The sequence below is a fragment of the Salipiger thiooxidans genome (assembly GCF_900102075.1).
GTDB lineage: Bacteria > Pseudomonadota > Alphaproteobacteria > Rhodobacterales > Rhodobacteraceae > Salipiger > Salipiger thiooxidans.
In genome coordinates this window covers 212573-237138 of record NZ_FNAV01000010.1, presented here as the reverse complement: position 1 = coordinate 237138, position 24566 = coordinate 212573, and the positions used below count along the sequence as shown (strand labels likewise).

Annotated in this window: 23 protein-coding genes and 1 pseudogene; 13 read left to right on the top strand and 11 right to left on the bottom strand. The window is 67.8% G+C overall.

Features of this window, described 5'->3' with window-relative positions; all coding sequences use genetic code 11:
- Positions 1–31: 31 nt before the first annotated feature.
- The 5 genes and pseudogenes from BLQ77_RS29675 (at position 32) to recG (ending at position 5621) form a co-directional block, all read left to right on the top strand.
- The gene (locus tag BLQ77_RS29675) at positions 32–160 is read left to right on the top strand and encodes a hypothetical protein (protein ID WP_278184703.1); all 129 of its coding nucleotides are present in this window, start codon (positions 32–34) and stop codon (positions 158–160) included.
- A 165-nt stretch (positions 161–325) separates the two neighbouring features.
- A complete protein-coding gene (locus tag BLQ77_RS28810; protein WP_165617129.1) occupies positions 326–475 on the top strand; it encodes a hypothetical protein in 150 nt (49 codons plus the stop codon).
- 338 nt (positions 476–813) lie between these two features.
- Positions 814–1011 (top strand): annotated as a pseudogene (locus tag BLQ77_RS16670) (winged helix-turn-helix domain-containing protein); the annotation flags it as partial.
- 93 nt (positions 1012–1104) lie between these two features.
- Positions 1105–3534, top strand: a complete 2430-nt coding sequence (gene ligA, locus BLQ77_RS16665) for an NAD-dependent DNA ligase LigA (protein WP_089961215.1) — start codon at positions 1105–1107, stop codon at positions 3532–3534.
- Positions 3531–5621 carry an ATP-dependent DNA helicase RecG gene (recG, locus tag BLQ77_RS16660; protein WP_089961211.1) on the top strand — a complete coding sequence of 697 codons (2091 nt, stop codon included), beginning with the start codon at positions 3531–3533 and terminating at the stop codon, positions 5619–5621. The genes ligA and recG overlap by 4 nt, the downstream gene beginning before the upstream one ends.
- 827 nt (positions 5622–6448) lie before the next feature.
- On the opposite strand, the gene BLQ77_RS16655 is transcribed toward recG, so the two are convergent.
- Both BLQ77_RS16655 and BLQ77_RS16650 read right to left on the bottom strand, forming a co-directional pair.
- Positions 6449–7852: a methyl-accepting chemotaxis protein gene (locus tag BLQ77_RS16655; protein ID WP_008885051.1), complete on the bottom strand. Its 1404-nt coding sequence runs from the start codon at positions 7850–7852 to the stop codon at positions 6449–6451.
- A 54-nt stretch (positions 7853–7906) separates the two neighbouring features.
- The gene (locus BLQ77_RS16650) at positions 7907–8359 is read right to left on the bottom strand and encodes an iron-sulfur cluster assembly scaffold protein (protein WP_089961209.1); all 453 of its coding nucleotides are present in this window, start codon (positions 8357–8359) and stop codon (positions 7907–7909) included.
- Between the two features lie 69 nt (positions 8360–8428).
- Here BLQ77_RS16650 and hisI point away from each other — a divergent pair, with 69 nt between their 5' ends.
- Positions 8429–8794, top strand: coding sequence for a phosphoribosyl-AMP cyclohydrolase (gene hisI, locus BLQ77_RS16645; protein WP_207545851.1), 366 nt, complete (start codon positions 8429–8431; stop codon positions 8792–8794).
- 410 nt (positions 8795–9204) lie between these two features.
- On the opposite strand, the gene gluQRS is transcribed toward hisI, so the two are convergent.
- The 6 genes from gluQRS to hpt form a co-directional block, all read right to left on the bottom strand.
- A complete protein-coding gene (gene gluQRS, locus BLQ77_RS16640) occupies positions 9205–10071 on the bottom strand; it encodes a tRNA glutamyl-Q(34) synthetase GluQRS (protein ID WP_089961205.1) in 867 nt (288 codons plus the stop codon).
- 1 nt (position 10072) lies between these two features.
- On the bottom strand, positions 10073–10294 hold the full coding sequence (locus tag BLQ77_RS16635; RefSeq protein ID WP_008884148.1) for a hypothetical protein: 222 nt from the start codon (positions 10292–10294) through the stop codon (positions 10073–10075).
- Positions 10291–11643, bottom strand: a complete 1353-nt coding sequence (gene trmFO / locus BLQ77_RS16630; protein WP_089961201.1) for a methylenetetrahydrofolate--tRNA-(uracil(54)-C(5))-methyltransferase (FADH(2)-oxidizing) TrmFO — start codon at positions 11641–11643, stop codon at positions 10291–10293. The genes BLQ77_RS16635 and trmFO overlap by 4 nt, the downstream gene beginning before the upstream one ends.
- Before the next feature lie 120 nt (positions 11644–11763).
- The gene (locus BLQ77_RS16625) at positions 11764–12663 is read right to left on the bottom strand and encodes a c-type cytochrome (RefSeq protein ID WP_089961199.1); all 900 of its coding nucleotides are present in this window, start codon (positions 12661–12663) and stop codon (positions 11764–11766) included.
- Between the two features lie 3 nt (positions 12664–12666).
- The gene (locus BLQ77_RS16620; RefSeq protein WP_089961193.1) at positions 12667–13125 is read right to left on the bottom strand and encodes a c-type cytochrome; all 459 of its coding nucleotides are present in this window, start codon (positions 13123–13125) and stop codon (positions 12667–12669) included.
- 394 nt (positions 13126–13519) lie between these two features.
- Positions 13520–14065 carry a hypoxanthine phosphoribosyltransferase gene (gene hpt / locus BLQ77_RS16615; protein ID WP_040384332.1) on the bottom strand — a complete coding sequence of 182 codons (546 nt, stop codon included), beginning with the start codon at positions 14063–14065 and terminating at the stop codon, positions 13520–13522.
- A gap of 85 nt (positions 14066–14150) precedes the next feature.
- Here hpt and BLQ77_RS16610 point away from each other — a divergent pair, with 85 nt between their 5' ends.
- Together BLQ77_RS16610 and BLQ77_RS16605 are read left to right on the top strand one after the other, a co-directional pair.
- Positions 14151–14606, top strand: a complete 456-nt coding sequence (locus tag BLQ77_RS16610; RefSeq protein ID WP_008884554.1) for a type II toxin-antitoxin system RatA family toxin — start codon at positions 14151–14153, stop codon at positions 14604–14606.
- 115 nt (positions 14607–14721) lie between these two features.
- Positions 14722–15027 carry a hypothetical protein gene (locus BLQ77_RS16605; RefSeq protein WP_089961189.1) on the top strand — a complete coding sequence of 102 codons (306 nt, stop codon included), beginning with the start codon at positions 14722–14724 and terminating at the stop codon, positions 15025–15027.
- A 3-nt stretch (positions 15028–15030) separates the two neighbouring features.
- Here BLQ77_RS16605 and BLQ77_RS16600 read toward each other — a convergent pair whose 3' ends face one another.
- From BLQ77_RS16600 to BLQ77_RS16590, 3 genes are read right to left on the bottom strand one after another with little or no spacing between them, the layout of a single operon-like run.
- Entirely contained in the window at positions 15031–15510 is a 480-nt protein-coding gene (locus BLQ77_RS16600; RefSeq protein WP_008885766.1) for a CinA family protein, read from the bottom strand.
- Positions 15507–15992, bottom strand: a complete 486-nt coding sequence (locus BLQ77_RS16595) for a phosphatidylglycerophosphatase A family protein (protein ID WP_089961186.1) — start codon at positions 15990–15992, stop codon at positions 15507–15509. Before BLQ77_RS16595 ends, BLQ77_RS16600 begins: the two co-directional genes overlap by 4 nt.
- Positions 15989–17122, bottom strand: a complete 1134-nt coding sequence (locus BLQ77_RS16590) for a bifunctional 2-C-methyl-D-erythritol 4-phosphate cytidylyltransferase/2-C-methyl-D-erythritol 2,4-cyclodiphosphate synthase (RefSeq protein ID WP_089961183.1) — start codon at positions 17120–17122, stop codon at positions 15989–15991. Before BLQ77_RS16590 ends, BLQ77_RS16595 begins: the two co-directional genes overlap by 4 nt.
- A gap of 177 nt (positions 17123–17299) precedes the next feature.
- Here BLQ77_RS16590 and dusB point away from each other — a divergent pair, with 177 nt between their 5' ends.
- The 5 genes from dusB to ntrX all read left to right on the top strand — a co-directional run bounded on the left by dusB (position 17300) and on the right by ntrX (position 24562).
- Positions 17300–18283: a tRNA dihydrouridine synthase DusB gene (dusB, locus tag BLQ77_RS16585; RefSeq protein WP_089961180.1), complete on the top strand. Its 984-nt coding sequence runs from the start codon at positions 17300–17302 to the stop codon at positions 18281–18283.
- Positions 18280–19365: a two-component system sensor histidine kinase NtrB gene (locus BLQ77_RS16580; RefSeq protein WP_008885233.1), complete on the top strand. Its 1086-nt coding sequence runs from the start codon at positions 18280–18282 to the stop codon at positions 19363–19365. Before dusB ends, BLQ77_RS16580 begins: the two co-directional genes overlap by 4 nt.
- Positions 19365–20738: a response regulator gene (locus tag BLQ77_RS16575; protein ID WP_008884130.1), complete on the top strand. Its 1374-nt coding sequence runs from the start codon at positions 19365–19367 to the stop codon at positions 20736–20738. Before BLQ77_RS16580 ends, BLQ77_RS16575 begins: the two co-directional genes overlap by 1 nt.
- 165 nt (positions 20739–20903) lie before the next feature.
- The gene (locus tag BLQ77_RS16570) at positions 20904–23147 is read left to right on the top strand and encodes a sensor histidine kinase (RefSeq protein ID WP_089961290.1); all 2244 of its coding nucleotides are present in this window, start codon (positions 20904–20906) and stop codon (positions 23145–23147) included.
- The gene (ntrX, locus tag BLQ77_RS16565) at positions 23144–24562 is read left to right on the top strand and encodes a nitrogen assimilation response regulator NtrX (protein WP_008884959.1); all 1419 of its coding nucleotides are present in this window, start codon (positions 23144–23146) and stop codon (positions 24560–24562) included. Before BLQ77_RS16570 ends, ntrX begins: the two co-directional genes overlap by 4 nt.
- The last annotated feature ends 4 nt before the right edge of the window (positions 24563–24566 follow it).

Below are 24566 nucleotides of genomic sequence, written 5' to 3'. Positions count from 1 at the left end.
GCACCGGTCGAACAGCACTGGAGCAACGGACATGTACCTCGGAGCAATCATCGTCATCATCGCCGCAGGCTGTGTCTTCGAGATCTTCGAGGGTGCATCCGAGCGCCGTCGCAACCAGCGCAACGCGGAAATGCTGAACTTCCCGGGCCTCGGGAGCTAAGTATCGGGCTGGAAGGTGGTGATCTTGAGCGTTTGAGCACGAACCCGTCACCGAGCTGCCCAACTTTCGCCAAATTTCTGAACGAAGTGTGGCAGCTGAGCCTCAGCGCTTGGCTGCTTTGCGCCCCTCTTCTTAGCGCTTCGAGCGCCCAAGCGGATTTATGAGATGACCGGAGATCTTGGTATGTATGCAGGAGCTATCGCGGTCATTGTCGCGGTTGGTTGTGTTGTTGAGCTGGTCGAGGGGCGCGCCGAGCGCCGCCGATCGGAAAAAGAAAAAGCCAAACATGACGACTTTCCTGGTCTTGGAGACTGAGGCGGCCCGGTTGGCGAGGCTTGAGTGACACCAGGCGCCGCCATCCCGGCCTCCCTCAATTGAAGCGAGGTGTGGCCCTCGGTACCTTCAATCCTGCGAGAAATGTCGGGCCGCATGGCCTCGCCTCTTCGAAGTTTCCCTTCCTTAAAGCAGACCCTCGTCTTGAAGGCGCTCGTTTGGCAAACTGGCCGCGATCCGATGGTCGATGATCTTCACCCAGATCCTCCGGTCGTCGGAAAACGTCCCGAAGTCTCGTTTCAAGATTCACGATTTGTTTTCGCTTTGTCCGTTGAAATGCATAGGTCTAGAGCGTTGATATGGATAAGGTTTTCCACGCTTTCCTCAACCATCTCTACGGCGGCATGGACGAGCCCGAGCTCAAGATCATCGACGTCTTCATCTGCAAGCTCCGCAAGAAGCTCTCCGAGGCGACCGGCGACGAGAACTACATCGAGACGGTCTGGGGCCGCGGCTACGTGCTGCGCGACCCCGAGCCCGGTCGCGACCAGCAATCGGCTCTCGCTGCCAACGGCTAGGCACCGGGCGCGGACAATGCCGTGTCCCGGTGGCTGGACGGCATCGCCCGCGCGCCCTATCACTTCGGCCAGAAGTGAACAAAGGGCGCGACGATGGCAGATCAGGGCACAGCCGGTATCGAAGTCGAGGCACTGACCGAGACGCAGGCACGCGACGAGCTTGCGCGCCTCGCAGAGGTGCTGGCACAGGCGAACCGCGCCTACCACACCGAGGACGCGCCCGAGATCAGCGACGCGGATTACGACGCGCTGAAGCTTCGCAATATCGCCATCGAAGAGCGTTTTCCCGAGCTCAAGCGCGAAGACAGCCCGAGCGAGCAGGTTGGCGCGCCGCTGGCCGAGGGCTTTGCCAAGGTCCGCCACAGCCAGCGCATGATGTCGCTGGCCAATGCCTTCGCCGATGACGAGGTCACCGATTTCGACCGCGGCATCCGCCGCTACCTCGGGCTGGCCGACGACGCGCCGCTGCCCTTCACCGCCGAGCCCAAGATCGACGGCCTCTCGCTGTCGCTGCGCTACGAGAACGGCGAGCTGGTGCAGGCCGCCACCCGCGGCGACGGCGCCGTCGGCGAGAACGTCACCGCCAACGCCCGCACCATCGACGACATCCCCGCGACGCTCGAGGGCGCGCCGGAGGTGCTCGAGGTGCGGGGCGAGGTCTACATGAGCCACGAGGATTTCGCCGCCCTCAACGAGCGCCAGGAGGCGCGCGCGGGCAAGCGCTTCGCAAACCCGCGCAACGCTGCGGCGGGGTCGCTGCGCCAGCTCGACGCCGCGATCACCCGCGAGCGCCCGCTGCGCTTCTTCGCCTACGCGTGGGGCGAGGTCTCGGAACCGCTGGCCACCACCCAGATGGGCGCCATAGAACGGCTTGAGGCGCTCGGCTTCCAGACCAATCCGCTGACCCGGCTCTGCGACGGCCCGCAGGAGATGCTGGCCCATTACGCACAGATCGAGGAGCAGCGCGCGACGCTCGGCTATGACATCGACGGCGTGGTCTACAAGGTCGACGACCTCGCGCTGCAGCAGCGGCTCGGCTTCCGCTCGACCACGCCGCGCTGGGCCATCGCCCACAAGTTCCCCGCCGAGCTGGCCTGGACCCGGCTCGAGGCCATCGACATCCAGGTCGGCCGCACCGGCGCGCTGTCGCCGGTGGCGCGGCTGACGCCGGTCACTGTGGGCGGCGTCGTGGTCTCGAACGCCACGCTGCACAACGAGGATTACATCGCCGGGCGCGACGCCAGCGGCAACCCGATCCGCGACGGCAAGGACATCCGCGTCGGCGACTGGGTGCAGGTCTACCGCGCCGGTGACGTGATCCCCAAGGTGGCCGATGTCGATCTCGACAAGCGCCCCGACGACGCCGAGCCCTATGCCTTCCCGCAGACCTGCCCCGAATGCGGCTCCGAGGCGATCCGCGATGCAGGGGATTCCATTCGGCGCTGTAGCGGTGGACTTATTTGTCCAGCCCAGGCAATTGAAAAGCTAAAGCACTTTGTGTCTAGATCTGCGTTTGACGTCGAAGGTCTCGGTTCGAAACAGGTTGAACTCTTCTATTTTCTTCACTGGATTGAGGAACCGGCTGACATTTTCACGCTAGGTGTAAGAGATCAAGACGGAACTAAGCTGAAACCCGGGTTGCGTGCTTTTCTTACTCGACAGTTTTGTAGTGAAGCCAAGGGTAAAGAGTTGAGGATGAGGTATGGAGAGATACTTCGAGATATCGGAATTCCTGTAGATGAGTTCGATAGCGAGGGCCTAGAGGAGGCAATTCGATACCTTTCTCAAAAGCCTCTCGCAAGAATAAAGGGGTGGGGCGAGACAAGTGCAAAAAAACTCTTCGATTCAATCGACTCGAAACGAGAGATTGGACTTGAACGGCTAGTTTTTTCTCTTGGTATCCGCCATGTGGGCGAAGTTGCTTCTCTGGATTTCGCTCGAAACTTCGAGTCGTGGGAGAACTTCATTGAGGTGGTGGATTCTGCGAAGGTTGCAGCCGAGCGCCACATCGAGACGCAAACTGCGGCTCAAGATGAACGAGCCAAGGCAAAGCGAGAGAAGCGTCGGGCTGATGTAGCCGGTGTGAGGCAAAATGTGTGGGATCGCGACCCGCGCCTTCCTGAAGAAGCCGTCGAAGCATTCCATAGGCTTGAGGAAATAGATGGCATCGGAGCAACAACGGCGACTTCGCTTGTGAGTTCACTGACGCAAAGCTCTGAGCGCGCCTCCGTCGACCGGCTGATCGCAGAGCTCCGCACCATCGAGGCGCCCGAACGTCCGCAGACCGACGGCAGCCCGGTGGCCGGCAAGACCGTCGTCTTCACCGGCGCGCTCGAGAAGATGACCCGCGCCGAGGCCAAGGCGCGGGCCGAGGCGCTGGGGGCCAAGGTCTCGGGCTCGGTCAGCAAAAAGACCGACATCGTCGTGGCGGGCCCGGGCGCTGGCTCGAAGGAGGCCAAGGCGCGCGAGCTCGGGATCGAGCTCATGGACGAAGACGCCTGGCTGGCGCTCATCGGCTCATGACGCAGCGGCCGGAACCGCTCTGGCCGCTCTTCGCCGAGCTCAAGACGCTGGACGGCGTCGGTCCCAAGACCGCGCAGGCGCTCGAGGGGCTCGACGTCGTGGCCCCGCGCGACCTGCTGTTCACGCTGCCGCACGGGGTCATCGACCGCCGCCCGCGCGAGACGGTGCTGGGCGCCGACCTGCCGGGCGTGGTCACCGTCGAGGTGACCGTGGGGCGCCACATGAAGCCCGCTCAGAAGGGCCGGCCCTACCGCATCCACGTCGAAGACGCGCGCAGCGGCTTCCAGCTGGTGTTCTTCCACGGACGCGAGGATTACCTGTCGCGGATCCTGCCCGAGGGCGCGCGCCGGCAGGTCTCGGGCCGGGTCGAGCTCTTCGACGGCATGGCGCAGATGGTGCATCCCGACCACGTGCTGCCGGTGGACGAGGCGGCGACGCTGCCTGCCTTCGAACCGGTCTACCCGCTGACCGCGGGCGTCACCCAGAAGCTGATGACGCGTGCAACGGCGGATGCGTTGACCATGGCGCCTGAGCTCGGCGAATGGATCGACGGGCCGCTGAAGGCGCGCGAGGGCTGGCCCGACTGGCGCGACGCCCTGGTCCGGGCCCATGCGCCCGAGGGCAGCGGCGACCTTGCGCCCACGGCGCCGGCGCGGGCGCGGCTCGCCTATGACGAGCTGATGGCGCACCAGCTCACCCTCGCGCTGGCGCGCGTTCATCGCCGCAAGGGCAAGGGTCGCGAGACGATCGGCAGCGGGGCGCTGCGGCGCAAGGTGCTGGCGGCGCTGCCGTTTCGTCCGACCGGCGCGCAGATGCGGGCGATGGACGAGATCGCCGGGGACATGGCCGCGGCCGAGCGCATGAACCGACTGCTGCAGGGCGACGTCGGCGCGGGCAAGACGCTGGTCGCCTTCATGGCGCTGCTGATTGCGGTCGAGGCAGGCGGGCAGGGGGTGATGATGGCCCCCACCGAGATCCTCGCGCGGCAGCATCTCGACGGGCTGAAGCCGCTGGCCGAGGCCGCGGGCGTCGTGGTCGAGTTGCTCACCGGGCGCGACAAGGGCTCCGAGCGCAAGGCCAAGCTCGCGGCGCTTGCCCGCGGCGACATCCACGTGCTGGTCGGCACCCACGCGGTGTTTCAGGCGGACGTCGAGTTCGCCGACCTGCGGCTTGCCATCGTCGACGAGCAGCACCGGTTCGGCGTGCGCCAGCGGCTCGAGCTCGGGCGCAAGGGCGCGGCGGCGGATGTGCTGGTGATGACCGCGACGCCGATACCGCGCTCGCTGGCGCTGGCGCAATACGGCGACATGGACGTCTCGGTGCTTGACGAGAAGCCTCCGGGGCGCAAGCCTATCCGCACGGCGCTGGTCTCGGCCGAGCGCATGGCCGAGGTGGTCGAGCACCTGCGCGGCGCGGTGGCCGAGGGGCGGCAGGCTTACTGGGTCTGCCCGCTGGTCGAAGAGAGCGAGGCAGTCGACCTGACCGCCGCCGAGGAGCGGTTCAAGCGGCTGCGCGCGGCGCTCGGCGAGGGCGTCGTGGGGCTGGTCCACGGCCAGATGCCGCCCGCCGAGAAGGACGCCGCAATGGCGCGTTTCGTCGCCGGCGAGACCAAGGTCCTGGTCGCCACGACGGTGATCGAGGTCGGGGTGAACGTGCCCAATGCCTCGATCATGGTGATCGAGCGGGCCGAGTATTTCGGGCTGGCGCAGCTCCACCAGCTGCGAGGCCGGGTCGGGCGCGGCAAGGCCGAGAGCACCTGCCTGCTGATGTACCAGGGGCCGTTGGGCGAGGCCGGGATGCGGCGCCTCACCACGCTGCGCGAGACCGAGGACGGCTTCCGGATCTCGGAGGTGGATCTCGAGATGCGTGGAGCGGGCGACCTGATCGGCACCGCGCAATCCGGGCTGCCGCGCTTCCGGGTGGCGGATCTCGAGCATCAGGCGGGGCTCATGGCAATGGCGCAGACCGACGCGCGCAAGCTGCTGGCCGAGGATCCGGGGCTGGAAAGCGAACGCGGCCGGGCGGCGCGGATGCTGCTCTGGCTGATGCGGCAGGACGAGGCGATCCGGCTGATCTCGGTCGGGTGACGCTGGGGCAGGGGCCGGGGACGAAGAGGTGCCCGGAACGCCCGGGGTCGCGGTGTTCCGCAAGTGTTCCCTAAAAGTTCTTTACGAATCGTGAGAATCATGAGAACAAAAGAGCAACAAAACGCCAAACAGGGAACGACACCATGATGAAGACACTTCGCCAGGTTCTTTCGCGTTCGGACGCGACGCTGGTTCACGACATGATCGGAGGCGTGTCTCTGGTCGTCATCCTGCTCGGGGCGTTGCACCTGCCGTCATTCTGATCACCGCTTTTTCGATTTCTGCCTGCGGTCTTTCGCCCGGACCGGCCTTCCCGCATCATCTGTCCCCGATGCGCCGCGGCTGTCCCCGCCTTTCGCCTCCTCGCCTGTCCCCTGCGTCAGGAGGCGCGGCTGGTCCGGGATCCGACAAGACGCGCCACTGGCCGCCGCCTCCACCCCAAGGGAGTGCGGCGGCTTTTTCTTTGGCGGATCGGGGGCGGGTCCTGCTTCTGTCCGGGTCGGGTCTTCGTCTCTGGGGCGTCGGTTGTCTGGGCTGGGCTTTTGTTTGACGTGTCGCTTCGACCGGGGCAGGTCTCAGGTCTCAGGTCTCAGGTCTCAGGTCTCAGGTCTCAGGTCTCAGGTCTCTGCGGCAGCCAGCGACCGGGCAGTGCTCTGAGCGGGTTGTACTCTGCCCGGGCAAGGCCCTGTCTCCTGACCAGCCTGCCCCGTCAGGGCGCAGGGCGATACGCTCCATCCGGCCCGGTGGCGCCTGTCCCATCTGGCACCGAACCGCCGTACACGGGCCAATCGTGCGACTGGACCAGCTGTCGACTTAGGCGCGGCGGATCAGAAGCGGTAGGCCAGCCGTAGCCCACCCCAGTGCCGGCCACGCACGGTGATGGGGGCGGAGAGATCCTTCATCATCACGAACGCGCCGCCGCCCATGTCGCGTCGGTAGACCTGCAGGAGGAAGGGCCGCGTGTTGCGCCCGGCCTTCAGTCCGACCCGATCGCCGAAGATCCGCCGGTTGCGGCTGTTGGCGGCGTTCCACACCGGGTCCGTGCCTTGCGGCCTTGAAAATCGCGCGTTGTGCGTCGGCAGGTAGCCGTTGCGGTCGACCGCCGCGCAGAACACGATGCGCGGATCGCGGTCCAGCACCGGCTCCTGGATCGGGGGCAGAACCTCGTCGGTGAGCTTCGTGAAGCCGGTGGTCACCTGCTGCGGGTCGCTCCCCGGTACGGGCGTGTATTGCGTGTCGAAGAGCGCCTCCAGCGAGATCCGGCGCTGGTCCACCGCTGCCTCGAACTGCTGGGCGATGCGACCCGCCAGATCCTGCACCAGCGCGATCATCGGACCGTCCTCGCCGGAGCCGCCAAGCGCCACCGCGTGCTGCAGGATCGCCTCGGAGCCATCGACCAGCCGGTCGCAGCGGCGCGAGGCCTCGTCCACGCCGCGCGCGACCTCGCTCACCGAGCCCTGCAGATCCGCGACCGTGGGGCGCAGCTGGTCGACCGCGGCGCCGGCCTGGGCCATGTCCTGCGCGATGCGGGCGGTGGCACCGCGCAGGCGCGTGACATGGGCGCCGATCTCGGAGAGGGCCGCATCCGCCGATTCCGCGCCCGAAAGCACGGTCTCGGCCTCGCGCGAGGTGCTGACGGCACCGGCGTTCAGCGTCTCGATCCATTCCGACATGCGGGCCACATTGCCCGAGATCGCCTCGACCGCGGCACCGGTCTGGCGGCTGAGCTCGTTGATCGCCTCGGCGACGATGGCAAAGCCGCGGCCCGCGTCGCCGGCGCGCGCCGCCTCGATCTTGGCGTTGACCGCGAGGATATTCACCTGCCGGGCGATCGAGGCGATCTGGCCGTTCGAGGTCTTCACCGCCTCGAGCATTTCGGCCACGAGATCGTTCTCGGCATGCACCGACTGCACCCAGCGCGCCAGCTCGCGCGCCGCCTGTCCCGACTGGGAAAGCGTCCCGATGGAGCCGTCGACCCGCGCCCCCGCCTCCTCGGCGCTCTGGGCGACGTCGCGGATGTCGCCGGTGACGCGGGCGGTGGCGGCAGCGACGTTCTCGGAGGCGCGCCCGACCTCGGTCAGCGACGTGAGCTGGCTGCGGCTGCGGGCATCGAGCGCCTGCAGGAACCCCGCGACATCGACAACCTCGCGCCCGAGCGCCGAGGCGCCCCGGGTCAGGCTGGCCAGTTCGCGCGTCGCCTCCGGCGCCGTGAGGGAAGGATCGTGTTGCATTCCGGGCCCGTGCTGTTTTCGCACAGGCATAGCGCCGGAACTCTCAACATCGGCTTAAGCGGATTGCGCTTCCTGCGCCTGTTGCGCGGCCTCGGTGGCGGCATCGAGCGTCAGCATGATCGAGGCGTGACGGTTCTTGTAGGCCTGCGCCGGACGCAGCACCTCGAGGTCGTCGAAGGGGGCCGCGGGGGCGGGGCCGTCCTCCTTGAGCATGGCCCGCAGCGCGTCGCGCGCGGCGGCGATCTCGGTGGGGGTGCAGCCGACGATGGCGCCGCCCACGACCGAGGCCGAGGCCTGGCCGAGCGCGCAGGCCTTCACGTCCTGCGCATAGTCCGCGACGCGCCCGTTGCGCATCACGAGATCGACCGTCACGGTCGAGCCGCAGAGCGGCGAACGCTTCTTGACGCTGGCATCCGGGGTCTCGAGCCTCCCCGTCCGCGGGATGTCCGCGGCGAGGGCGAGGATGCGCTGCGAATAGAGCTTGATGAGGTCGGTCTCGGCGGACATGGCTTTCCCTTTGCGACAGCCCCCCTTAAATAGGCACTGATTTCCCCGGTGCAAAAGGGTTTTTCCGAAATGGGCTTCGATCCCGATACCTTGGTCTATGACGCCAGCGGCCTGATCCCCTGCATCGCGCAGGAGGCCGAGACCGGCGAAGTGCTGATGATGGCGTGGATGAACGCCGACGCGGTGGCGCGCACGCTCGAGAGCGGCCGCGTCACCTACTGGTCGCGCTCGCGCTCGTCCTTCTGGGTGAAGGGAGAGAGTTCGGGCCATGTGCAGGCGCTTGTGGAGTTGCGCGTCGACTGCGACCGCGACTGCCTGCTGGCGCTGGTGCGCCAGACCGGCCCGGCCTGCCACACCAACCGCCGCTCGTGCTTCTACACCGCCCTGCGGGACGGGGACGAGGTGGAGATCATGGCGCCGATGACCGGGGCCTAGGGCCCGGATCCCGGGGCCGGGGGTCCCGGCGTTCCTTGCGGTGTGCTTCTTGCGGGACCGGGCCCGTGGCGGACAGGACCGCGAGGGAGGCCGAAGGCGGCGCGCGGGGAAGGGGGCGCTGCCCCCGCCGCGCCTTGCGCGACTCCCCCGGAGTTTATTTGGCAAGATGAAGAGGCGGGCTGCGCTTTGGAGCCCGGGGTGGTCGTGCTGGCGGGATGTGTGCTTGAGGCGCCGTCGCAGGCTTTGCGCGAGCGCTCTGGATCTTGTTCCCCTTGGATCTTGTTCTCTGAGCTGAGGTGGACGCGGTGCGCGTCGGGCATGGGCGGGTTGTGCCGGCGGGGGGGGCGTGGCCCCGCTGGCGTGTCGATTTGCCGGAAGTTGTCGGGCGCAATGACGGCCGAGGTGGGGGCTCAGAGGCCGATCATGGCGCGGAGTGCGCTGGGGGTAAGGCCTTCGCTGCGGTAGAGGGCGATGGCGCGGGCGTCGTCGCGCTTGGCGAGGCGTTTGCCGTTGTCGTCGCGGATCAGGTCGTGGTGGTGGTAGATCGGCGTGCTCAGCCCGAGCAGGTTTTGCAGCAGGACGTGGATGCGGGTGGCCTCGAAGAGGTCGGCGCCGCGGACCACGTGGGTGATCGCCTGCGCGGCGTCGTCCACCACCACCGCGAGGTGGTAGGCGGCGCCCATGTCCTTGCGCGCGAGGACCACGTCTCCGATCCCTTGGATCATCTCCGCGGGCTCGGACAGCTCGGTGCCTGTGGTCACGCCGGGGGCGGTGCCGGTCTCGAGGAAGGCGATGGGCGCGCCGGCGAGTCGCGCGCAGGCGCGCGCCATGTCGAGGCGCAGGGTGGTGTCGCGGGGGCGGGGGCGGGGTCCCTCGGCGGCCGCCAAGGGGCGGCAGGTGCCAGGGTAGACCAGCCCGTCGGGCCCCGTGAGCGGCGCGCCTTCCTGCGGCGCCGAGAGCGCCTCGCGGATGTCGCGGCGGCTGCAGCTGCAGGGGTAGAGCAGCCCCATCGCCCAGAGCCGGTCGAGGGCCGCGTCATACTCGGCGAGATGTTCGGATTCGCGCCAGCAGGGCTCGGGCCAGTCGAGCCCAAGCCAGTGCAGGTCGTCCTTGAGTTGCGCCTCCCACTCGGGGCGCGAACGGCTCTGGTCGAGGTCGTCGATGCGCAGCAGGAAGCTGCCGCCCCCGGCCCGCGCTTTGTCGTGGTTCAGCAGCGCCGAGTAGGCGTGGCCGAGGTGCAGCGGGCCGGTCGGCGAGGGCGCGAAGCGGGTCCGCACCTCAGTCTTCGTCGCGCCATGCCCGTTCGAGGCGGCGGGTGCGGCGTTCCTCGCCGGACTGGTAGATCAGCACCCATGCAAGCAGGATGAACATCGGGTGGGTGAGGCCTCCGGTGAAGAAGATCGCCGGCACCCAGATGATGAAGACGAAGATAGACAGGAAGATGCGGCCGGTGAACAGGATCGACAGCGGCGGCAGGAACAGGGCGAGGACGTAATTCATGCGGGCACCTCCTGGGATGCGACCCATGCCGACCAGTCCTGCTTGGCGCGGTCGGTGTAGGCCTTGTAGCGGTCCTTGCGGCCGCGGCGGCCGCCCTTGAGCCCGTCCACCGGGCGGAACAGGCCGAAGTTGACGTTCATCGGCTGGAAGGTCCTGGCCTCGGCACCACCGGTGATGTGGTGGATCAGCGCGCCGTGGGCGGTGTCCTGCGGGATCGGCGGCAGGGTGCGGCCGAGGATCTCTGCGGCGGCCATTCGGCCCGCGGCGAGGCCCATGGCGCAGGATTCCACGTAGCCCTCGACCCCGGTGATCTGGCCAGCGAAACGGATGTGCGGCTTCGAGCGCAGGCGCATCTGGTTATCGAGCAGCGTCGGAGAGTTGAGGAAGGTGTTGCGGTGGATGCCGCCCAGCCGCGCGAAAGAGGCGTTCTGCAGCCCCGGGATCATCCGGAACACCTCGGTCTGCGCGCCGTATTTCATCTTCGTCTGGAAGCCCACGATGTTGTAGAGCGTCCCCAGCGCGTTGTCGCGGCGCAGCTGCACCACCGCATAGGCCTTTTCCTCGGGCTTGTGGCTGTTGGTGAGGCCGATGGGTTTCATCGGGCCGTGGCGCAGGGTCTCGCGGCCGCGCTCGGCCATGACCTCGATCGGCAGGCAGCCGTCGAAGTAGCCCGCGGTCTCGCCCTCGTGGAACTCGGCCTTGTCGGCGGCGAGCAGCGCGTCGATGAAGGCCTCGTACTCGGGCTTGGTCATCGGACAGTTGATGTAGGCCTTGCGCTCTTCCTCGGTCTCGCCCTTGTCGTAGCGCGACTGCAGCCATGCCACGTCCATGTCGATGCTCTCGGCATAGACGATGGGGGCGATGGCGTCGAAGAAGGCCAGCGCCTCGGCCCCGGTCTCGGCGGCGATGGCGCGTCCCAGCGCGTCCGAGGTCAACGGGCCCGTTGCGATGATCCAGCGGCCGTCCTCGGGAAGCGCGGTGATCTCCTCGCCGGAAATGCTGACGTTGGGGTGGGCGCGCAGCGCGTCGGTGACCGACTGCGAGAACGGGTCGCGGTCCACGGCCAGAGCGCCGCCTGCGGGCAGACGGTGGGCCGCGGCCTCGCGCATCACCAGCCCGCCGGCGTGGCGCATCTCCCAGTGCAGGAGGCCCACGGCGTTCTGCTCGTGGTCATCCGAGCGGAACGAGTTCGAGCACACCATCTCGGCGAGGTTGCCGGTGCGGTGGGCGAAGGTCTCGACCTTGGGGCGCATCTCGTGGATCACCACGGGGACGCCCGCCTCTGCGGCCTGCCAGGCGGCTTCCGATCCGGCCATGCCGCCGCCGACGATATGCAATGTCTCTGTCATGGAGTGGCAGATAGGGGATCGGAGGGGCGGTGTTAAGAGGTTGCGTGGCCGGATGTGCCGCGGCGGCGCTTCCTTTTGGTGCGGGGCGACGGGGGGCCGGGCTCGGATAGGTGGGGCGCCTCAGTCGAGGCGCCCGCCTTCGGGCAGGGCCTTGAGGTAGGCGGCGACGGCGGCGCGGTCCTCGTCGGGGAGGGCGGCGAAGTTCTCGACCACCTCGACCATGTGGCCGCCGACGCTGTCATAGTCCGGGGTGAAGCCCGACGAGAGGTAATAGGCGATCTCATCGGCGCCCCAGCTCAGCTTGTCCGGCGTCAGGCCGGGGATCGTGCCGCGGCCGTTGGGATTGGGGGCGCCGGTGAGCCAGGCCGAGCGGTCGAGCCCGCCAAGCGCGTCGCGCGGGGTGTGGCATTCGCCGCAATGGGCCAGCGCTTCCACGAGATAGCGACCGCGTTCGAGCTGCGGCGACTCGGCTTCGGTCATCACCCAGTCGGGCGAGGCGTAGAGCATCTTCCAGGCGCCGACGCCGCGGCGGATGTTGAACGGGAAGCCGACCTCGTGGGGCTGGCTCGGAGTGTCCGAGGCGGGCAGGGTCTGCATGTAGGCCCAGAGATCGACGAGATCGCCGTCCTCCATGCGGGCATAGGCGGTGTAGGGGAAGGCCGGGTAGAGGTGCTGCCCCTCCGGCGATACGCCCCGTTTCACCGCGCTGGCGAAGTCGTCCAGTGACCAGTCGCCGATGCCCTGCGCGGGATCGGGCGAGATGTTGGGCGCGAGGAAGGTGCCGAAGGCCGAGGCGAAACGCTGGCCGCCGGTCAGCACGAGCCTGGCCTCGCCCTCGGCGTCGGGCGCATGGTGGCACGAGGCGCAGCCCGCCGCGGTGAAGACCAGCTGCCCGCGCTCCGCGTCACCGGTGGCGCCGTCGAGGCTGCCCTCGGGCAGCGGCTTCGGTGCGGTGAGCAGCCAACCGGCCCCGGCGAGCGCGGCGCCCGCCAGGACCACGACTCCGATCAGCCTGCGCATGGATCAGGATTGCGGCGCGCGGTAGCTGTCGTGGCAGGCCTTGCAGGCGCCGCCGAGACCGCCCATCGCCGGGCCGAGCGCCTCGGCGCCGTTGCCCGCGACGGTCTGCATCGAGGCCGCGGCCTCGCCCAGGGCGCCCCATTTCGAGGCGAAATCGTCGAAGTCGTCCCAGATCTCAGCTTTCGCGCGGGTGTTGTCGATGTCCATCTCCGAGCTGCCCTCGGGCCAGAGCGGTGCCTGGTTCACCATCGACACGCCCACCAGCGAGTCGGCCGCCGCCTGCGCGGCCTCGGCGTCGTACTCGGTCTTGCCCTGCGCCATGTCGCCGAGAATGCCGAGGTTGATGGCGAGGATGCGGAACTGGCCCTGACGTGCCTTGAGCTGGGCGGTGGCATCCTGCGCGGCGGCGGCGCCGGCGGCGCAGATGGCAAGGACGGCGAGGCCGGTGGACATGCGGATCATGGAATTCTCCCTGTGACGTTTTCGCGTGAGGCTAGGGTGTCTAGCAGGCAGATCGTCCCGGCGCCGACAGGCCCCCGGACGAGACGAGCCTAGACTTGCCGCCACGCCGTGATGTGACAATCACCTAATTTCCGTAGCGGAAAGCGGCGGGTGCGGCGGGCGGAGTATGCGGGTCGCCAGCTACGTCAGGGAATTGATTTGTTTTCAGTGGTTTGCGCATCGATCCTGACGCGGATCTGCGGGCGGAACTGACAGCCCGTGGTTGTCCTGCTTGGCGAATACTCGCTTATTCGTGAACGAACGTCAGGACATTGCGAGCCCGTCCGGCATAACCCCGAGGGCACAGGACGGCCCGGGGCGCACCAGGGATCACCCACCGGTGCTTCGCCGGATGTCAGGCGTCGTCGGGGAAGCGGACCTTGCCGATGAAGGGAAGGTTGCGGTTGCGCTGCGCGAAGTCGATGCCGTAGCCGACCACGAACTCGTCGGGGATCTCGAACCCGGTCCAGTCGGCCTTGAGCGCCACCTCGCGCCGCGCCGGCTTGTCGAGCAGCGCGATGGTGCGCAGCTTGCGGGGCTCGCGCGACTGCAGCAGCCGCAGCACGTGGCTCAGGGTGAAGCCGGTGTCTACGATGTCCTCGACCACCAGCACGTCGCGGCCCTCGATGGGCGAGCGCAGGTCCTTGAGGATGCGCACCTCACGCGAGCTTTCCATGCCGTCGCCGTACGAGGAAGCCTCGAGGAAATCCACCTCGACGGGCAGGTCGAGTTCCCGCACCAGATCGGCGATGAAGACGAAGCTGCCGCGCAGCAGACCCACGACCACCAGCTTCTCGGTGTCGCGGAACTCGCGGTCGATCTCGCGGGCCAGCGCCTCGATGCGGGCGGCGATCGCCTTGGCGGAGATCATCTCGTCTACGACATAAGGCCGCTCAGTCATGGCATCCCCCTTGAAAAGCCGGGCCCAGCATATGAAGAAACGCTCAACCATTGTCACGCGATAAACAGACGCTAGAAAGACCGACATGCCTACCCATTCCGAGACCAAGCACCTGCCGTATTCGGCCCAGCAGATGTACGACCTCGTGGCCGATGTCGCGTCTTATCCGAAGTTCCTGCCCTGGACCGCCGCTGCCCGCATCCGGTCGCGCGAGGACAAGGGCGACCACGAGGTGATGCACGCGGACCTGGTGATCTCGTTCAAGGTGTTCCGCGAACGCTTCGGCAGCCGGGTGACCCTGTGGCCGGAGGACAAGCGCATCGACACCGAGTATCTCGACGGCCCGTTCCGCCACATGATCTCGAAATGGCATTTCGAGGACAAGGCAGAGGGCGGCGTCGACGTGCATTTCTTCGTCGATTTCGAGTTCAAGAACCGGATCCTGCAGGGCGCTGCGGGGATGTTCTTCTACGAGGCGATGCAGCGCATCGTGCGCGCCTTCGAGCGGCGCGCGGCCGAGCTCTACGGCGCGCAAAGCTGAGCTGTCTGAACAGGGAGGTAACCATGCCCCCCGGTTCCCGGCGGTCCGTCAGATTTTAGACAAATTTCGGAAACATCTGCTGCGGTGACGAATGTGACACCGCAGAGGGTCAACGATGCAGAGCCCGAACATCGCTGCCAGCCCGGTGCTGGCGCAGCACGCCCCCAGGATCGACATCATCCGGGCGGAGCCGATACGGCAGAGCTCGGACGAGGCCATGGCGCCGAAGCCTGAGCGTGCCAAGGAAACCTCCGAGGGCGCCGCGATGGAAGCGCGCAGCCGGGTGCCTGATACGGCGACCCGCATGCAGCAGGCGCAGGCGATCCAGACCGCCGTTTCCTCGAAATCTCTGGCGCCGACGCCGACCTCGGCAGGGGCGGCGGCCTCCTATCGCGCTGCGACGCAGGCGCTCGCCGCCTGAGGCTCAGTCGTCGGAGAGCGCGCTGCGCAGCAGTTCCAGCGCGTGATGCGTCGCGGCGGCGCGGACGTTGCCGCGGCCGAGCGCGCCGAAGTCCTTCGTCTCGGTGATGGTCTCGGTGCTGTTTGCCAGCGCAAAGCAGACGCGGCCCTCGGGCTTGTGCTCCGAGCCGCCGGGGCCGGCGATGCCCGAGATCGCCACCGCAAGGTCCGCCTCGGCCGCCTTGCGGGCGCCCTCGGCCATCTCGCGTGCCACTTCCTCGGACACGGCGCCATGCACCTCGAGCGTCTCCGAGCGCACGCCCAGCATCTCCTGCTTGGCGGCGTTGGAATAGGTGACGAAGCCGCGGTGGAAGATGTCGGACGAGCCCGCAACGTCGGTGATCGCGGCCGAGACCATGCCGCCGGTGCAGCTTTCGGCAGTGGTGAGGGTGACGCCGCGCTCGCGGGCGTGCAGCAGGATGTCGCGGGACAGAACTTCGGTCACATGAGGACTCCGTGTGCGATGGCGGCGAGGATGATGGAGACGATAGCAGAAAACACGCCCGCGATCACGTCGTCCAGCATCACGCCCATGGCATCGCCGCGCCGGTCGGCCTGGCCCACGAGCCACGGTTTCCAGATGTCGAAGAGCCGGAAGAACAGGAAGCCGGTGATCCAGCCGGGGTAGAGCCGCCAGATATCGACCGACATCATCATCGCCCCGTAAGCCACTGGAAACAGGGCGATCCACTGACCTACGACCTCGTCGATGACGATCCACGACGGGTCGTGATCCTCGCCGGTGGCGGTGATCGAGCGGGTGGCGATGTAGCCCAGGACGAAGGCCGCGACGGTGGCCGCGAGCAGCAGCCAGAAGCCCCCGATCAGCAGGATGCCGTAGGCCACGGGCAGCGCCGCGAGCGAGCCCCAGGTGCCGGGGGCGGGCGTCAGGAAGCCCACGTAGAAGAACGATGCGATGGCTTTCATGGCTTCACCAGCGTGGCGGTTGCGATGGCGGCGATGCCTTCCTCGCGCCCTGTGAACCCGAGCCGTTCGGAGGTCGTGGCCTTGATCGACACCCGGTCCGCGTCCATGCCCATGATGCGGGACATTTCTGCTGTCATCACAGCAGCATGCGGGCCGATCTTCGGGCGCTCGCAGACCAGCGTGAGGTCGATGTTCGATATGGTGAAGCCCTTGGAGCGCGCCAGCTCGACCGCGTGGCGCAGGAAGATCTCGGAGGCTGCGCCCTTCCATTGCGGGTCGCTCGGCGGGAAGTGGCGCCCGATGTCGCCCTCGGCCATGGCGCCGTAGAGCGCGTCGGTGACCGCGTGCATGCCGACATCCGCGTCGGAATGTCCCTGCAACCCGCGCCCGTGCGGCACCTTGATGCCGCAGAGCACCACGTGGTCGCCCTCGCCGAAGCGGTGTACGTCGTAGCCGTTGCCCAGCCGGATATCCATTCGTCCCTCCGTCAGCAATGCCGCGGCGCGGTCGAAATCGTCCGGCGCGGTGATCTTGAGATTGCGTTCCTCGCCCGGAACGATCGCCACATCCAGCCCCGCAGCGCGGGCGACCTCGACATCGTCGGCGGCGCCGCCGGGATGGGCGGCATGGGCGGCGGCGATCTCGGCGTAGCGGAAGCCCTGCGGGGTCTGCGCGCGGTAGAGCCCGCCGCGGTCGCGGGTGCCGGTGACGCGGTCCTCGGCCCCGGTCCAGAGCGCGTCGGTGACCGCAAGCGCGGGGGCGGCGCCGGGCAGGGTGGCGAGCGCCGCCTCGACGGCGTCGATCACGCCGCGCGACACGCAGGGCCGGGCCACGTCATGGATCAGCACGCGCTCGGGCGGCACGTCGGCCAGCGCCGCGAGGCCCGCGCGGACCGAGCCCGCCCGGTCCGTGGCACCCTCGACCAGCGTCACCGGCAGGGCGCCGCAAAGCGCCTCGGCCCGGGCCCGGTCGTCGGGGTGAATCACCATCACGATGCGCGGAAGATGGGCGAAGGCCTCGAGCGTCCAGCGCGCCACCGGCTTGCCGGAGACGTCGCGCCATTGCTTCGGCAACTCGCCTCCGGCGCGGGTGCCGCGGCCTGCGGCGACGATGATCGCGGCTGTTGTCATGTGCCTCGTTTTCCTTCGCGGCCTCTCTAGGCGCTGCACCAGGGCGGCGCAATGCGATGTGGTGTCTTGATGAATTATTGTGCAAGCTGCGATATCAAGGGGCGTAAAGGTGCTTGAACGATTGAAAGCGCCGCGGGGGCAGGTTACCTCCCAAGCATCTGCACAAGGAATAGGCGCTTGACACTCTCCCTGGGAGACAAGGCAATCTCTCCTCCTGTTCTGCTGGCACCGCTGGCGGGAATCACCGACTTACCGTTTCGCTCTCTGGTTGCGCGCTGGGGCGCCGGCCTCGTCGTGTCCGAGATGATCGCGAGCGGCGAGTTTCTCACCGCGCGTCCGGGCACCCGCGAGAAGGCCGAACTGGGCGCCGGTATCGCCAACACCTCGGTCCAGCTGGCCGGTCGCGCACCCGGGCCGATGGCCGAGGCGGCGCGCATGGTCGCCGACATGGGCGCCCGCGTCATCGACATCAACATGGGCTGCCCGGCCAAGAAGGTGACGGGCGGCTACTCGGGCTCGGCGCTGATGCGCGAACCCGACCACGCGCTGCGGCTGATCGAGGCCGTGGTGGGGGCGGTGGACGTGCCGGTCACGCTCAAGACCCGCCTTGGCTGGGACGACAGCAGCCTGAACGCGCCCGAGCTCGCCCGCCGGGCCGAGGCCGCCGGTGTGCGCATGATCGTCATCCACGGCCGCACCCGCTGCCAGTTCTACAAGGGCCGTGCCGACTGGGCCGCGATCCGCGCCGTCAAGGACGCGGTCTCGGTGCCCGTCGTGGCCAATGGCGACATCACCGACGCCGCCACCGCACGCGAGGCGTTGCACCTTTCGGGCGCCGATGGCGTGATGGTCGGGCGCGGCGCGCAGGGCGCCCCTTGGCGGCTCGCCGAGATCGCCCACGCGCTCTACGGCGCGCCCCGGCCCGACGTGCCCGGGGGGCGCGCGCTGACCGACATCGTGCAGGAACATTACGAGGCGATGATCGCCTTCTACGGCCCGGAGCTTGGCGTGAAATGCGCCCGCAAGCACCTCGGCTGGTACATGGATCACGCGGGCACTGCGCCCGAGATGCGGCGGAGGGTGCTCACCGAGCGTGACCCCGCGCAGGCCTCGGCCCTGCTGCGCCCCGCATTGGAAGATGCCCTGATGGAGGCGGCATGAACGGCGAACTTCAGCTTCAGCTCTGGTCCTCGCTGCCGGTTCCCGCGATCCTGCTGGACGCCGAGGAACGCATCGCCGACATGAATCCGGCTGCCGAGGGCTTCATGAACAACTCGGCCAAGTGGCTGATCGGCCAGCCGATCTGGGACCGCCTCGCGGTCGACGCGCCGCTCGAGGAAAGCCTCGCCCGGGCCCGCGAGCACGGCACGCCGCTGTTCGTCAACGATGTCGACGTCGGCACCGGCTCGCGCCCGCCGCTGGTCTGCAACCTTCAGCTCGCGCCGGTGCAGGGCTTCCCCGGCTGGTTCATCATGCTGATCTCGCCGCGCGAGCTGGCGGGCCGCATGACCCAGAGTCACTCGGTGAAATCCGCCGCAAAGTCGGCCATCGGCATGGCCGAGATGCTGGCGCACGAGATCAAGAACCCGCTTGCGGGGATCACCGGCGCGGCGCAGCTGCTGTCGATGAGCCTCAGCAAGGACGACCTCGAGCTCACCGACCTGATCGTGGCCGAGACCCGCCGCATCGTGAAGCTGCTCGAGCAGGTGGAGCAGTTCGGCAATCTCTCTGCGCCCGAGCGCAAGCCGGTGAACATTCACGACGTGCTCGACCGGGCGCGCCGCTCGACCCAGCTCGGGGCAGGGGCGCACATGAAGTTCATCGAGGATTACGACCCCTCGCTGCCGCTCGCCTACGGCGATCCGGACCAGCTTCTGCAGGTGGTGCTCAACCTGCTCAAGAACGCCGCCGAGGCCGCCGACCCCAAGGTCGGCGGCACGATCCGCCTGCGCACCTTCTACGAGCACAGCTTCCGCATGCGCCGCGCCGATGGCACGACGCAGAAGCTGCCGCTGCAGGTCGAGGTCATCGACGACGGCCCCGGCCTGCCCGACGACATCCGGGGCGACGTGTTCGACCCCTTCGTGTCGGGCAAGGAGAACGGCACCGGTCTGGGGCTGGCGCTCGTCTCGAAAATCATTTCGGATCATGATGGCTGGATCTCGGTGGATTCCGTCCCCGGCCGGACGATCTTCCGGATTTCGCTTCCGCGCGCCCCGCGCGAGACAGAGGAGAAGAGATAATGGATGGCACGGTTCTTGTCGCAGACGACGACCGCACGATCCGCACCGTTCTGACGCAGGCGCTGACCCGCGCGGGCTGCAAGGTGCACGCGACGAGCTCGCTCACCACGCTGATGCGCTGGGTCGGTGAAGGCAAGGGCGACGTGGTGATCTCGGACGTGGTCATGCCCGATGGCAACGGTCTGGAAATGCTTCCGAAGATTCGCCAGGACCGGCCCGACCTGCCGGTTATCGTGATCTCGGCGCAGAACACCATCATGACGGCGATCCAGGCGGCGGAGGCGGAAGCCTACGACTACCTGCCCAAGCCCTTCGACCTGCCGGACCTGATGAAGCGCACCGCCAAGGCGCTCGACAACCGCAACCGCGCGCCCAAGCGCGAGGATGTGGCGACCATCGGTGCCGACGGTCCCGACGAGCTGCCGCTGGTCGGCAAGACGCCGGCGATGCAGGCGCTCTACCGGCTTGTTGCGCGGGTGATGAACACCGATCTGCCGGTGCTGATCTCGGGCGAGAGCGGGACCGGCAAGTCGCTGATTGCGCGCGCCATTCACGACTTCTCGGACCGCCGCACGCTGCCCTTCATCACCGTGACCGGCGCCGACCTCTCGGATCTCGAGGGCCCCGCCCGGGTGCTGGCCCGCGTCAAGGGCGGCACGCTGCTCATCGACGAGATCACCGACATCCCCGACGAGATCCAGGCGCGCGTGGTGCGCATGATGGATATCCCGGGCGAACACGTGCCGCGCTTCATGGCGACCTCGCAGGGCGACCTCGCACAGGCCATGGACGAGGGCCGGGTGCGGCAGGACCTCTACTACCGCCTCTCCGGCGCGACCATCAACGTGCCGAGCCTGCGCGAGCGGGTCGAGGACATCGCGCTGCTCACCGAGCACTTCCTTGCCCGGGCCGAGCGCGAGGGCGCGCCCAAGCGCTGGCTGTCCAAGGATGCCGCCGAGCTCTTCCGCGCCTACAGCTGGCCGGGCAACGTGCGTCAGCTCGAGAATTCGGTGCGCCGCCTGAGCCTGACCAGCCGCGCCGAGGAGATCAGCCGCACCGAGGTCGAGGCGGTGCTGGGAAACCAGCCCGATACCGGACCGATCCTGCGCGGTGGCGACGCCGAGAAGCTGGGCACCTCGGTGGCCCGTCACCTGCGCCGCTATTTCGACCTGCACGGCAACATGCTGCCGCCGCCGGGGCTCTATGCCCGCATCCTCAAGGAGGTCGAGGCGCCGCTCATCGAGATTGCTCTCGAGGCAACGGGCGGAAACCAGGCGAAATGCGCCGATCTGCTCGGGATCAACCGCAATACTTTGCGCAAGAAGATCACGGATCTGGATATTCGCGTGACACGCCGTCGCAAACTGATGTAAAAGGGTCACATAGATGTGGCCATACTGCTTCGCTTCAACCCGAGGTAGTGAAGAAGCCACACGATATGGCGGTCCGCTGCCACGAGCAGCACATCAAGGCGAGGTAGGTCTGTGGCCACCCGGGCACGGAAATCTGTCGTGCATCGCGCGACGTGGAACCGGCTGATGCGCATTCGGCGTCAGCGGCGGGTCCAGACCGTTGCAGCGCTGGGGCTGGTGCTTCTGGGCCCGGCGCTGGCGCTGGCAACGTTCATGGTGCTTGGTCCGCTCGAGACCGGCAACGGCTCCGAGCTCAGCCTGCGACTCGTGCTGCTGGCGGATCTGGTCTACGTGCTGCTGCTGGCGACGCTGGTTCTGGCCCGTGTCGCCCGCATGGTGGCCGACCGGCGGGCGCAGTCGGCAGGATCCCGCCTGCACCTGCGGCTCACAGGCGTTTTCGCGCTTATGGCGCTTCTGCCCACCGTGACCGTTGCCGTCTTCGCCGTGCTGACCATCAACATCGGCCTCGAGACGTGGTTCTCGAGCCGGGTGCAGAACGTGGTGGGCGCCTCGCTCGCCGCCGCCGAGGCCTACGAGGCCGAGCAGCGCCACGGGCTGGCCGAGGATGTCGAGGCGCTGGCCCGCTTCATCGACGCCGCCCGCCGCGCCAATTTCGCGCTCGATGACGGCGACATCCGCCAGATCCTCGGGCAGGGGCAGGGCCAGATCCAGCGCGGCCTGCGCGAGGCCTATGTCATCGACGGCGCGGGCGAGATCCGGGCCCGCGGCGAACGCTCCTACCTCTTCGACTACGAGCAGCCCACCATCGCGCAGCTTGCGCAGGCGGACGAACAGGGCGTGGTCATGGTCCCCGACTGGGACAACCACGAGCTTCGGGCGCTGATCCCGCTCGACGCCTTCGCCGACCGCTACCTCTATGTCAGCCGCGAGGTCGACGGGAACCTGCTGAACCTGCTCGACCAGACGCAGGCCACTGCGCAGTTCTATCAGCAGCAGGAAAGCGAACGGGGCCGCAGGCTTTTCGACTTCGCGTTGCTCTACCTCGGTTTCGCCGTGCTGCTGATCCTTGCCGCGATCTGGCTGGGCCTGTGGTTCGCCGAGCGCCTCGCCCGTCCCGTGGGCCGCCTTGCCGGTGCCGCGCAGCGCGTCGGCGCGGGCGATCTGGAGGTGCAGGTGATCGAGGAAGAGGGCGATGACGAGATCTCAATGCTCGGGCGCTATTTCAACCAGATGACTCGCCAGCTGAAGGGGCAGCGCGAGACGCTGCTCGAAAACACCCGCCAGATCGAACGCCGCCAGCGGCTGTTCGACAGCGTGCTGTCCTCGGTGACCTCGGGCGTCGTCGGGCTCGACGACAGTGGCCGCGTCACCTTCGTCAACCGCTCGGCCGAGCGCCTGCTCGGCTGGCAGGAGACCAAGTCCGAAGTGCCGATCACCGTCGCCGTGCCCGAGTTCGGCGCGCTTTTCGAGAAGCTGCGCGACACCGGGCAGGAGACCGCGCAGGAAGAGGTGAAGGTGAGCCGCGAGGGCCGGCTCGAACACCTTCTGGTGCGCATGTCGGTGCGGCGTCGCGCCAACGGCTCGCTCGAAGGCTTCGTGGTGGCCTTCGACGACGTCACCGACCTCGTGAGCGCGCAGCGCATGGCCGCCTGGGGCGACGTGGCGCGCCGCATCGCCCACGAGATCAAGAACCCGCTGACCCCGATCCGGCTCTCGGCCGAGCGCATCAAGCGCAAGTTCGGCCGCCAGCTCGAGGGCGAGGATGCCGTGAAGCTGGACCAGATGACCGAGGTCATCGTGCGCCAGACCGAGGACCTGCGCCGCATCGTCGACGAGTTTTCCAAGTTCGCGCGAATGCCCGAGCCCGACCGCAAACCCGAGGACGTGGTCTCGTTGCTGCGCGGTGCGGTGCTGCTGCAGGAGACCGGCCAGCCCGACGTGCGTTTCGTGATTGACCTTCCCGACAACGAGATGCCGTCCGAGCTGGACGCCACGATGATCGGGCAGGCGCTGACCAACCTCATCAAGAACGCCGGCGAGGCCATCGAGAGCCTGACCGAGAAGGGCGCGCCCGAGGGCTACAGCCCCGAGATCCGCGTCAGCCTCGCCGAGCGCGACGGCCGTGCCGAGATCCGCATCGCGGACAACGGCATCGGCCTGCCCGAGGACCGGGCACGGCTCTTCGAGCCCTATGTGACAACCCGCGACAAGGGCACCGGCCTCGGCCTGCCCATCGTGAAGAAGATCATCGAAGAGCATGGCGGCAGCCTCGCTCTCGAGGATGCGCCCGTATTCGACGGCGCCTCCCATGCCGGGGCGATGGCGGTGGTCCGTCTGCCGCTCGGGCTGGCGCCGGCACGGCCGGCACACATGACCAGAGTGATTACCGAACTAGAGGGGCAGACATGAGCGATATCCTGATCGTCGACGACGAGCGCGACATTCGCGAGCTGATCGGGGACATCCTCGAGGACGAAGGCTACACCACGCGACTGGCGGCAAACTCCACCGAGGCCATGGCGGAAGTGAACGCCGAGCCTCCCGGCCTGCTGATCCTCGACATCTGGCTGAAGGACAGCAAGATGGACGGCATCGACATCCTCAAGACGGTGAAGCGGGACAATCCGGATATCCCGATCATCATCATCTCGGGGCATGGCAACATCGAGATCGCCGTCGCGGCGATCAAGCAGGGTGCCTACGATTTCATCGAGAAGCCGTTCAACATCGACCAGCTTCTGGTGGTGATCCGGCGCGCGATGGAGACGTCGCGGCTCCGGCGCGAGAACAACAAGCTGAAGCGGCGCGAGACCGAGGTCAGCCAGATGGTGGGCGAAAGCCCCGCCTTCCGCGCCCTCGTGGGCCAGCTCGACAAGGTCACCAAGTCCAACGGCCGGGTGATGCTGTCCGGTCCCGCGGGCTCGGGCAAGGAGGTGGCGGCGCGCTACATCCACGCACATTCCGGCCGTGCGCAGGGGCCCTTCGTCACGGTGAACTGCGCCGGCGTCGAGCCCGAGACCATGGAAGAGGTGCTCTTCGGCCGCGAGACCGCCGAGCGTGGCATCGAGCCGGGGCTGCTCGAGCAGGCGCACGGCGGGGTGGTCTATTTCGACGAGGTTGCGGACATGCCGCTCGGCACCCAGTCCAAGATCCTGCGGGTGCTGGTGGACCAGAGCTTTACCCGCGTGGGCGGCTCGGACAAGGTGCGGGTGGACCTTCGGGTGATTTCCTCGACCAACCGCGAACTCGAGGACGAGATCGCCTCGGGCCGCTTCCGGCAGGAACTCTACCACCGGCTCAACGTGGTGCCGATCGCGGTGCCGAGCCTCGAGGACCGGCGCGAGGACATCCCGCTGCTGGCAGAGTACTTCATCGACGCCTGCAACAAGTCGCAGGGCCTGCCGTTGCGCCGCCTGTCCGAAGACGCCGTGGCGCTGATGCAGACGATGATCTGGCCGGGCAACGTGCGCCAGCTCAAGAACCTCGTGGAACGGGTGCTGATCCTCGGCGAGGGGACCGGGCCCATCGAGGCGCGCGAGCTGCCGCAGGAGGCGCCCTCGGGTGGCGACGAGGAAGGCCGCGTGGTGCTTTCGGGCACACTGGCCACCCTGCCGCTGCGCGAGGCGCGCGAGGCCTTCGAGCGGGAATACCTGCTCACCCAGATCAACCGCTTCGGCGGGAACATCTCGCGCACTGCCGCCTTCGTGGGCATGGAGCGCTCGGCGCTGCACCGCAAGCTGAAGTCGCTGGGCGTGGTCACCGGCGCCAAGTCCGGAGGCCGGCTGGCCTACGTGGACGAGGACCAGGTGCAGAAGGTCGGCTGACATC